This window comes from Pseudomonas sp. VI4.1 (genome assembly GCF_002029345.1).
Lineage (GTDB): Bacteria > Pseudomonadota > Gammaproteobacteria > Pseudomonadales > Pseudomonadaceae > Aquipseudomonas.
In genome coordinates this window covers 1-10,830 of record NZ_MULM01000054.1, presented here as the reverse complement: position 1 = coordinate 10,830, position 10,830 = coordinate 1, and the positions used below count along the sequence as shown (strand labels likewise).

The window sequence follows — 10,830 nt, the reverse complement described above, 5'->3', positions numbered from 1 at the left end:
CCAGCGAAGGGGCCGGCACATCCAGCATCGATGTTGCCTGACACGCCGCCTTCGCTGGCAAGCCAGCTCCTACACAGGCCAGTTCAAGCATTTATACGGGCATGGGCGGCCAGGCGGTTGATCGCCCGGTCCAGTTCTTCCAGCGCGCGGGGGGCTTTCGGGTCCTGTTGCTTGAGCAGGGTTTCACTGCGCTGGCAGGCGGCGCGCAGTTGCGGCACGCCGCAATAGCGGGTCGCACCGTGCAGACGATGAACGCGCTCGATCAGGGCGTTCTGGTCATTGGTTTCCCGAGCGCAGCGAATGGCTTCGCGGTCCGCTTCCAATGACGCCAGCAACATCGCCAGCATGTCCGCCGCCAGATCAGCCTTGCCGGCGGCCAGGCGTAAACCTTCTTCGTGATCGAGCACCTGCAACTCATGGTTGCCGCCATGGCTGTCGCTGGAACGCTCCGGCCCATGATTGCGCAGCGCCAGGCCGGTCCACTTCAATACCACCTGCGCCAGTTGCCGTTCACTGATCGGTTTGGTCAGGTAATCGTCCATGCCGCTTTGCAGCAGGGCGCGTTTTTCGTTGGCCATGGCGTGCGCGGTGAGGGCCACGATCGGCAGCGGCGTGCAATGGCGTTCGCTTTCCCACTGACGTATCGCTTCGGTGCTCTGGCGCCCGTCCATGCCTGGCATTTGCACGTCCATCAGCACCAGGTCGAAGGTCTCGCTCTGCACCGCCTTGACCGCGGCGTAACCGCTTTCCACCGCAAGCACCTTGGCGCCCATGTCTTCGAGCAGGGTCTGCACCAGTAACAGGTTGGCCGGGTTGTCATCGACACACAGCACCTTCGGCGCACGGCTGGACACCGGTTCGCCCGGCTCGCTACGCAACTGGCGCGGGTTGACCAGGTCAGACAGGGCCCGGCGCAGTTTGCGGGTGCAGGCCGGTTTGGCCTGGAGCTGGCTGTGGGGGTTGGGAACCGAGAGATGGAACAGCGTCTGTTCGGTGGTCGGGCACAGCACCAACACCTTGCAGCCCAGGTGTTCGAGGTCCCAGATGTGCTGGTTGAGGCGCTCCGGCGGCATGTCGTTGCTGGTGATGCCCAGTACGGCCAGGTCAATCGCCTGATCGGTCTGATGCGCGCCGGTCACGCCGTTGGTCAGGCTTTCCAGGGTATTGTACGGGGTGACTTCGAGCCCGCAGTCCTCCAGTTGATGCTGTAACGCCTGCCGGGCCAATTCGTGGTTTTCCAGCACCGCCACCCGGCGTCCCAGCAGCGGCGGCCCCGGCAGGTCTTCGGCGTCGTCGCGGGTTTTCGGCAAGCTCAGGCTGATCCAGAACTCCGAACCTTCGCCCGGCGTGCTGTCGACCCCGATCTCGCCGCCCATCTGTTCGATCAAGCGCTTGGAAATCACCAGGCCAAGACCGGTGCCGCCCGGCTGTCGGGACAGCGAGTTGTCGGCCTGGCTGAACGCCTGGAACAGTGCGCGCACGTCCTGGTTCGACAGGCCGATGCCGGTGTCCTGGATGCTGATGCGCAGCTGCACGCTGTCCTCATGCTCTTCTTCGAGCATGGCCCGGGCGACGATGGTGCCTTCGCGAGTGAATTTGATCGCGTTGCTGACCAGGTTGGTGAGGATCTGCTTGAGCCGCAGCGGATCACCCACCAGCGACAGCGGCGTGTCGCGATACACCAGGCTCACCAGCTCCAGCTGTTTGGCGTGGGCGGCCGGGGCGAGGATGGTCAGGGTGTCCTGCAACAAGTCGCGCAGATTGAACGGAATATGGTCGAGCACCAGCTTGCCGGCCTCGATCTTGGAAAAGTCGAGGATCTCGTTGATGATCCCCAGCAGGCTGTCGGCGGACTTTTCGATGGTGCCCAGGTAGTCGAGCTGGCGCGGGGTCAGCTCGCTTTTTTGCAGCAGATGTGTGAAGCCGAGTATGCCGTTGAGCGGGGTGCGGATTTCATGGCTCATGTTGGCCAGGAATTCGGATTTGATACGGCTGGCTTCCAGGGCTTCCTTGCGCGCCAGGTCGAGCTCGATGTTCTGGATTTCAATGGTTTCCAGATTCTGGCGCACGTCTTCGGTGGCCTGGTCGATGCTGTGCTGCAATTCTTCCTGGGCGTTTTGCAGGGTGCCGGCCATGCGGTTGATGCCGGACGCCAGTTCATCCAGCTCCTGGCTGCCGAGGGGCGGCAGGCGGGTTTCCAGATGCCCGTCCTTGAGTTGCGTCACGGCTTGCTTGATCTGGCTCAGCGGCCGGTTGATGGTGCGGCCCATGCGCAACGCCAGCAGCGCCGCATCCCAGGCCCGCGCCGATCAGCAGCAGGCTGGCGAACAGGCTGCGGTAACCGCGCAGCAGCATGCCGTTGTGGGACAGCTCGAGTTCCACCCAGCCGAGCAGGCGGTCGGCTTCATCGGGGATCAGGTCGCCGGCCAGATTGCGGTGCTTGCCAAATACCGGCAACAGGTAGCGAGTCGCATCGTTGCCGCTGCGATGCAGCATCTGCGAGCCATCGCCCATGGGGGCAGGATTGAGCATGAGCGGGCCGGCATGGGCCAGTAGCGTGCGGTCGGGCGCGAGGAAGGTGACCGCGCGAACGTCCGGCTGCTCCAGTGACTGGGTGGCGATGCGCTCCAGCAGTTCGTTGTTGTGGTGACCCAGGGCCGGGGCCACCAGGGGCGCCAGCTGTTCGGCGATCATTTCGCCACGCTGCATGAGTTGGGCTTGCAGGTCGGACTGCTGCATCCAGGTAAAGTAGCCACCCAGTACCAACGCCATCAGGCTGGTCGGCAACAGGGTCAGCAACAGCACGCGGCCTTTAATTCCCAGTTTCTTGAGCACGCCTCTCTCCTGCATCCCGCTAATCAATGGCCTGCACGTGCGTCTGGCACGCACCACCTGCGCAGTGTAGCGATTTTGCTCGCCGGTCATCCGGTAAAATTGATGCCGTCATTCGTCGGCCGCAGGCCTGCTTTTGCCTCACGGGCAAACCTTGGGTTGCCCCTGGCGAGGCAATCTTGAATAATCGTCAACTGAGAATTATTTGCAGATACTCATGACTCCCATCTCTGTTGGCCATCCGCGCATCCTTTCCATCGAAGACGACCTCGTGCTCGGTGCCTATGTTCATGAGCACCTGGGACGCTGCGGGTTTCAGGTGACCTGGTGCCAGAACGGTCAGGAAGGCCTGGCCATTGCCCGCCAGCAAGCCTTCGATGTGGTGCTGATGGACATTCTGCTGCCGGGCATGGACGGGTTGAACGTGCTGACGCAATTGCGCCAGAGCCATTCGACCCCGGTGGTGCTGATGTCCGCGCTCGGGGCCGAGGCGGATCGCATCAGCGGCTTTCGCCTGGGCGCCGATGATTATTTGCCCAAGCCGTTCAGCATGGCGGAGTTGCGGGTGCGCATCGAAGCGATCCTGCGGCGGGTGGCGCTCGACCGGCGGCCGGCGCCTGCACCGGTCGTCCCCTTGGCGGACGGCCTGCGGTTCGATGATGAACTGTTTGAGGTCTTTTACGGCGCCCAGGCTGCCGGCCTGACCCGCAGCGAGTATCGATTGCTGGAAACACTGAACCGCAATGGCGATGAGGTGCTGAGCAAGGCCTTCCTTTATCAGCAGGTACTGCAACGCGGTTACGCCGCCCATGACCGCAGCCTCGACATGCACATCAGCCAGATCCGCCGCAAGCTCAAGGTTATCGGCTACACCGAGCGGGAAGTGCGCACGGTGTGGGGCAAGGGTTATGTTCTGAGTGCCGGCGATGAAATGGCCTGATCTGCCGGGCCGCCATTCGCTGTTCTGGAAACTGGCCTTTTTGCTGGTGGCGTTCTGCTTGCTGATGATCTGGTTGAGCTGGTCCTGGGGCCGCTACATGGAAAAGCGCAACCAGTTTCTGTCGGATGACGCCCGAGGGACCTTGACGCGCTATGCCGCCGAGGCCGAGCAGGCGTGGCAGCAGGGGCAGCACGCGGGTGTCGATGCATGGTTGCAGGGCATGCAACAACGCGAATCGGGCTGGGTGGGCGTCATTGGCAGTGATTTGCAGTCGTTGAGCAGCCTGCCGCTATCGGACAAGGACATCCAGCGCCTGACCTTTCTGCGCGGCCTGGACTGGCCCATCCATAAAAAAGGCCGGCCGTGGCTGCGGGTGCCGTTTCCCGGCGATTCGTCCGCCGGCAGCCTGGTGATCGAGTTGCCGCAGCGCTTTGTGCCCGGGCGTTATCGGGTGTTCTGGCGGGTGATCACCAACGGCGTCATCCCTGGCCTGTTCACCTTGGTGCTGTGCATCGTGCTGTATCGGTTGCTGGTCGTGCCATTGAACAGTCTGCGCGAGCAGGCCAATGCCTGGCGCGCCGACCAGTTGGGCGTGCGGTTGTCGCGCCGTACCACCAACCGTTCCGATGAGCTGGGTGAGCTGGGCCGAGCCTTCGATCACATGTCCGAACGCCTGCAAGGCACAGTGGCCCTGCAACAGCAATTGCTGCGTGATCTGTCCCACGAGCTGCGCACGCCACTGAGCGACTGCGGGTGGCCAGCGAGAGCGAGCAGGGGCTGACGCAATTGCGCGAGCGCATTGGCCGGGAAGTCGACGGGATGCAGCGGCTGGTGGAGGACGCCCTGCAATTGGCGTGGCTCGACACCGAGCGCGCGCCTTTGCCCGACGAAGCGATCCAGATCCAGGCGCTGTGGGAAATGCTCACCGAAAATGCTTGCTATGAAAGTGGCTGGCCTGCAGGCCAGTTGCAGTGTGCGGTGGATTCATCCTGCTGGGTGCGCGGCAATCTCAATACCTTGGCTCAGGCGCTGGAAAATATCCTGCGCAATGCCATTCGTCATTCACCCGAAGGCGGCGTCGTGCGTCTGGACGGACGGCGTGATGGCGATTTCTGGCATTTGTGGCTGGAGGATGAGGGCGGCGGGGTCGCTGAGGCAGACCTGGAGCGGATCTTCTCGCCGTTCATTCGACTCGATGGTTCGCGGCCGGGGAATGGTGGATTCGGCTTGGGGTTGAGCATTGCCAGGAATGCGGTGCAGCGCCAGGGCGGGAGGCTTTGGGCGGAGAATACCAGTGTGGGGTTGCGGCTGAATATGCGGTTATTGGCTGATGTCGGTGGTGTCAGTGAGGACGCCTTCGCGAGCAAGCCCGCTCCCACAGTGGATGGATGTCGGCCATACCTTGTGTGATCGCCTCGGATCCCCTGTGGGATGGGATGTAGTCACACATTGTATGAGCGACTTTAATCCCTGTGGGAGATTCTATGTTGCAGGGGAACCCTGCAACCTTAAATTCGGCTGGTATTCGCTTTGGTTTTTCATGAGTGCGAATGCCACCCGGCACAGTCGACGACCGCTTCAGTGAAGTGCTTGCGCTGATTCACAGTGCCAGGCAGCAGGCCGTTCAGGCGGTCAACACCAGGTTGATCGAACTGTACTGGCAGGTCGGTGCTTACGTCAGTCGCAAGCTGGAACGGGCTGAGTGGGGTGATGCGGTGGTCAGCCAGTTGGCTGAGCATCTGGCTCTGACGCAACCAGGGTTGCGTGGTTTTACCCGGCGAAATCTGTTCCGTATGCGCCAATTTTACGAGGCTTATCGGGGCGATGAAAAAGTGTCAGCGCTGCTGACACAATTACCCTGGACCCACAACCTGCTCATTTTGACCCAGAGCAAACATCCACAAGAACGTGAGTTTTATCTGCGTCTGGCTGTCCAGGAAAAGTGGTCGACGCGCGAATTGGAGCGTCAGCTCAAAGCCGCTCTGTTCGAGCGCAGCATTACCCAACCGGCAAAAGTCTCTGCAGTGCTGAGACAAACTCATCCTGAGGCGCTGGAAGTATTCCGCGATGCCTACATGATCGAGTTTCTCGGTCTGCCCGGCGGCCACGCCGAAACTGATCTTCATCTGGGATTGCTGGCGCGTCTCCAAGAGTTCCTAGTCGAACTGGGCCGAGACTTCTGCTTTGTCGGCTCCCAATACCCGCTCCAAGTCGGTGGGCGTGATTTCGCCCTCGATATCGCACAGGGGGAGGGTACTGAATAAGCGGCTTATTCCCATAAGCCATAAGCACCGTACTTTGCGTGATATGGCCTGCGAACGTTTGCCGGTATGATAGGCGCCCCCGCAGTCTGGATTGCGAATTACGCCATGACCTTGCAGTACCCAACCATCGCCGATTGCGTCGGCAACACTCCGCTGGTCCGTTTGCAGCGCCTGCCCGGCGCCACCAGCAACACCCTTTTGCTCAAGCTCGAAGGGAACAACCCGGCGGGTTCGGTCAAGGACCGTCCGGCGCTGTCGATGATCACCCGCGCCGAATTGCGCGGGCAGATCCACGTCGGCGATACGCTGATCGAGGCGACCTCGGGCAACACCGGGATCGCCCTGGCGATGGCCGCCGCGATCAAGGGTTACAAGATGATCCTGATCATGCCGGACAACTCCAGCGCCGAGCGCAAGGCCGCCATGACCGCCTATGGCGCCGAGCTGATTCTGGTCACGCAGGAAGAAGGCATGGAAGGCGCGCGCGACCTCGCACAGCGCATGGAAGCCGAAGGCTGCGGCAAGGTGCTGGATCAGTTCGCCAACGGGGACAACCCCGAGGCGCACTACACCACCACCGGCCCGGAAATCTGGCGTCAGACCGACGGCACCATCACCCATTTCGTCAGTTCGATGGGCACCACCGGCACCATCATGGGTGTTTCGCGCTACTTGAAAGAGCAGAACGACAACGTGCAGATCATCGGTCTGCAACCGATGGAAGGTTCGGCGATTCCGGGTATCCGTCGCTGGCCGCAGGAATACCTGCCGAAGATCTACCAGGCCGACCGCGTGGACCGGATCGTCGACATGGCCCAAAGCGAAGCCGAAGACGTAACCCGTCGCCTGGCCCGCGAAGAAGGCATCTTCTGTGGCGTGTCCTCGGGCGGTGCCGTGGCGGCGATGCTGCGCCTGTCCAAAGAAGTTGAAAACGCGGTGATCGTCGCGATCATCTGTGACCGTGGCGACCGTTACCTGTCGACCGGCATTTTCGACGCGCCCAACTGATGGCCAAGCAAGAGAGAGGCCTGCGCTTCCAACCCACCGGCGGCAGCAAGGCCGTGCAAATCCCGACCGGCAAAAAGCAGCGCCTGACAATCGAGCGCCTGGCCAATGACGGTCGCGGCATCGCGTTTTTCGAAGGTCGCACCTGGTTCGTCATCGGCGCATTGGCCGGTGAAGACATCGAGGCGCGCGTTCTCGGCGCCCACGGCAAAGTGGTCGAAGCGCGCACCGAACGCGTGTTCCAGGCCAGCGAATTGCGTCGTCCGGCACCGTGCCCCCATGCCGGTCGCTGTGGCGGTTGCAGCGTGCAACATCTGTCGCATGACGAACAACTCGCCCTGAAGCAACGCATGCTCGCCGAACAGTTATCGAAGGTCGCCGGTGTCGAACCCCAAGAGTGGGCGGCGCCGTTGAGCGGTCCGGAATTCGGCTACCGCCGTCGCGCCCGGGTGGCGGTGCGTTGGGACATGAAGGCGAAAAAACTCGAGGTCGGTTTTCGCGCGGCGGGCAGCCAGGACATCGTTGCGATCAACGAATGTCCGGTGCTGGTACAGCCCTTGCAGCCAATCATGACCCGCTTGCCGGAAATGCTCCGGCGCTTGAGCAAGCCTCAGGCGTTGGGGCACGTCGAATTGTTCAGCGGTTCGTCACTGGCCGTGTTGCTGCGACACATGGCGCCGTTGTCCGACGCCGACATGACGATCCTCAAGGATTTCTGCGCCTTCCATGCCGCTCAATTGTGGTTGCACGGTGATGGCGAACCGCATCCGGTCGAACCCGACCAGTCCCTGGGCTATCGTTTGGAAACCTGGGATTTAAACTTGGCGTACCGGCCCGGAGATTTCATTCAGGTCAACGCCGGGGTCAACGAAGCGATGGTCGCCCAGGCGCTGGATTGGCTGCAGCTCAAGGCCGATGAGCGGGTGCTCGATCTGTTCTGCGGTCTGGGCAATTTTGCCTTGCCGCTGGCCAGGGCCGTTCGCGAAGTGGTGGCGGTGGAAGGTGTGCAGGCGATGGTCGAGCGGGCCGCCGCCAACGCCGCTAGCAACAATCTGCATAATACGAAATTTTTTCAGGCCGATTTATCCCAGCCTTTGACCGATGCCGAATGGGCGCGCGAAGGCTTTTGTGCGGTACTCTTGGACCCACCCCGTGACGGCGCTTTCGAGGTCGTGCGCAAGCTCAAGTCGTTGGGCGCCGAACGGTTGGTGTATGTGTCATGCAACCCTGCAACTCTGGCGCGTGACACGGTCGAATTGATCAAGCAGGGCTACCGGTTAAAACGTGCCGGGATTCTCGATATGTTTCCTCAAACGGCACATGTCGAGGCCATGGCGTTATTTGAAGCGAGCTAGGAAGGCTCGTCTGGTCCGACTGGCCCGCCCGTGCAGCCGCGCACCAGCCCGACGTGGGCTCATGGGCAACGAAGGTCAGCGATTTTGACGCATTGAATCTGCGTCGTAGGGAAGGTAAGCAAGATGGTACAGGTGAGAGCACACCAGCCGATCAACACCGACGGCAGTATCAATCTCGAGGCTTGGCTCGATCACGCGGTCAGTGTCGATCTGGCACTGGATCGCGAAGCCTTGAAGGAAGCGTGCGAGTTCGCTCGCACCTCTGAACAACAAGCCAATGCGGCGAAAAACCTCTGGTCCGAAGGGACCTCGAGTTTCCGCACCGGTCTTGAGATCGCCGAGATCCTCGCCGACCTCAAACTCGATCAGGATTCGTTGGTTGCCGCGGTCTTGTACCGCGGCGTGCGCGAAGGCCAGATCGAACTGCCGGCGGTGAGCCAGCGCTTCGGTCCGGTGGTCGCCAAACTCATCGACGGTGTATTGCGCATGGCGGCGATCAGCGCCAGCCTCAGCCCCCGTCAATCCCTGGTGCTGGGCACCCAGGGCCAGGTGGAAAACCTGCGCAAGATGCTGGTGGCCATGGTCGACGACGTACGCGTCGCGCTGATCAAGCTGGCCGAACGCACCTGCGCGATCCGTGCGGTGAAAACCGCCGACGACGAGAAGCGCAACCGCGTGGCCCGTGAAGTCTTCGACATCTACGCGCCCCTGGCTCACCGTCTCGGTATCGGTCACATCAAGTGGGAGCTGGAGGACTTGTCCTTCCGTTACCTCGAGCCCGACCAGTACAAGCAGATCGCCAAGCTGCTCCACGAGCGGCGCCTGGATCGCGAGCGGTTCATCGCCGATGTGATGAACCAGTTGAAAGTCGAATTGCAGGCCACCGGTGTCGATGCCGATATCAGCGGCCGGGCCAAGCACATCTATTCGATCTGGCGCAAAATGCAGCGCAAGGGTCTGGAGTTCAGCCAGATCTATGACGTGCGCGCCGTTCGTGTGCTGGTGCCGGAAATGCGCGACTGCTACACCGCACTCGGCATCGTCCACACATTGTGGCGGCACATCCCGAAGGAATTCGACGACTACATCGCCAACCCCAAGGAGAACGGCTACCGCTCGCTGCACACCGCGGTGATCGGGCCCGAGGGCAAGGTGCTGGAAGTGCAGATCCGCACCCACGCGATGCACGAAGAGGCGGAGCTGGGCGTCTGCGCGCACTGGCGCTACAAGGGCACCGACGTCAAATCCGGCTCCAACCACTACGAAGAGAAAATCTCCTGGCTGCGTCAGGTCCTCGAGTGGCATGAAGAGCTGGGCGATATTGGCGGTCTGGCCGACCAGCTACGGGTCGATATCGAACCGGACCGGGTCTACATCTTCACCCCGGACGGTCACGCCATCGATTTGCCGAAAGGCGCGACGCCACTGGACTTCGCCTACCGGGTGCACACCGAGATCGGTCACAACTGTCGCGGCGCGAAGATCAACGGACGGATCGTACCGCTCAACTACAGCCTGCAAACCGGTGAACAGGTCGAAATCATCACCAGCAAGCACGGCACGCCGAGTCGCGACTGGCTGAACCCGAACCTGGGTTACATCACCACCTCGCGGGCACGGGCGAAGATCGTTCACTGGTTCAAGCTGCAGGCGCGGGATCAGAACGTCGCCGCCGGTAAAACCTTGCTCGAGCGTGAGCTCAGTCGCCTGGGCCTGCCCGCGGTGGACTTCGACAAGCTGGCCGAGAAGGCCAACATGAAGACGGCCGAGGACATGTACGCCGCGCTGGGTGCGGGCGACTTGCGCCTGGCGCAACTGGTCAACCTGGCACAGCAGCTGGTGGAGCCGGAACGCGGCAACGAACAGCTTGAACTCATCCCGCGCAAGGCCACCGGCTACAAACCGGGCAAGCGCGGCGATATCCAGATCCAGGGCGTCGGCAACCTGATGACGCAAATGGCCGGCTGCTGCCAGCCGCTGCCGGGGGATGCGATCGTCGGTTACATCACCGTGGGCCGCGGTGTGAGCATTCACCGTCAGGACTGCGCCTCGGTCTTGCAATTGGGCGGGCGCGAGCCTGAGCGGATCATCCAGGTCAGCTGGGGGCCGGTGCCGGTGCTCACCTACCCGGTGGACATCATCATCCGGGCCTACGACCGGTCCGGCTTGCTGCGTGACGTTTCGCAAGTGCTGCTCAACGAGCGGATCAACGTGCTGGCGGTCAACACCCGCTCGAACAAGGAGGACAACACCGCGTTGATGTCCCTGACCATCGAGATTCCGGGGCTGGATGCGCTGGGGCGGTTGCTGGGACGGATTTCCCAGTTGCCGAACATCATCGAAACCCGGCGTAACCGCACGCCATGACCATCCCTCCCTGTAGGAGCCGGCTTGCCGGCGAAGGCGTCCTTGCCGGCCAGCGCATGGCTTGAGG

Annotated in this window: 4 protein-coding genes and 3 pseudogenes; 6 read left to right on the top strand and 1 reads right to left on the bottom strand. The window is 62.0% G+C overall.

Translation table 11 applies throughout. From position 1 onward, the window contains the following. Window positions 1-83: 83 nt before the first annotated feature. Window positions 84-2,835 (bottom strand): annotated as a pseudogene (locus BZ163_RS01270) (response regulator). Between the two features lie 214 nt (window positions 2,836-3,049). Here BZ163_RS01270 and BZ163_RS01265 point away from each other — a divergent pair. The 6 genes and pseudogenes from BZ163_RS01265 to relA all read left to right on the top strand — a co-directional run bounded on the left by BZ163_RS01265 (window position 3,050) and on the right by relA (window position 10,763). Continuing rightward, window positions 3,050-3,772, top strand: coding sequence for a response regulator transcription factor (locus BZ163_RS01265; protein WP_128869482.1), 723 nt, complete (start codon window positions 3,050-3,052; stop codon window positions 3,770-3,772). Further along, a pseudogene (locus BZ163_RS01260) lies at window positions 3,759-5,182 on the top strand (histidine kinase sensor domain-containing protein). The gene BZ163_RS01265 and the pseudogene BZ163_RS01260 overlap by 14 nt, the downstream one beginning before the upstream one ends. A 140-nt stretch (window positions 5,183-5,322) precedes the next feature. Next, window positions 5,323-6,012 (top strand): annotated as a pseudogene (locus BZ163_RS01255) (PDDEXK nuclease domain-containing protein); the annotation flags it as partial. Window positions 6,013-6,141: 129 nt separating this feature from the next. Then, window positions 6,142-7,044, top strand: coding sequence for a cysteine synthase CysM (cysM, locus tag BZ163_RS01250; protein ID WP_128869483.1), 903 nt, complete (start codon window positions 6,142-6,144; stop codon window positions 7,042-7,044). Next, window positions 7,044-8,396 carry a 23S rRNA (uracil(1939)-C(5))-methyltransferase RlmD gene (rlmD, locus tag BZ163_RS01245; RefSeq protein ID WP_128869481.1) on the top strand — a complete coding sequence of 451 codons (1,353 nt, stop codon included), beginning with the start codon at window positions 7,044-7,046 and terminating at the stop codon, window positions 8,394-8,396. Before cysM ends, rlmD begins: the two co-directional genes overlap by 1 nt. Before the next feature lie 123 nt (window positions 8,397-8,519). After that, window positions 8,520-10,763, top strand: coding sequence for a GTP diphosphokinase (gene relA / locus BZ163_RS01240; RefSeq protein ID WP_128869480.1), 2,244 nt, complete (start codon window positions 8,520-8,522; stop codon window positions 10,761-10,763). The last annotated feature ends 67 nt before the right edge of the window (window positions 10,764-10,830 follow it).

Bases quoted from the DNA above. Each gene is read 5' to 3' on its own strand.
- cysM (WP_128869483.1), top strand. From the start codon at position 6,142: ATGACCTTGCAGTACCCAACCATCGCCGATTGCGTCGGCAACACTCCG.
- rlmD (WP_128869481.1), top strand. From the start codon at position 7,044: ATGGCCAAGCAAGAGAGAGGCCTGCGCTTCCAACCCACCGGCGGCAGC.
- relA (WP_128869480.1), top strand. From the start codon at position 8,520: ATGGTACAGGTGAGAGCACACCAGCCGATCAACACCGACGGCAGTATC.
- BZ163_RS01265 (WP_128869482.1), top strand. From the start codon at position 3,050: ATGACTCCCATCTCTGTTGGCCATCCGCGCATCCTTTCCATCGAAGAC.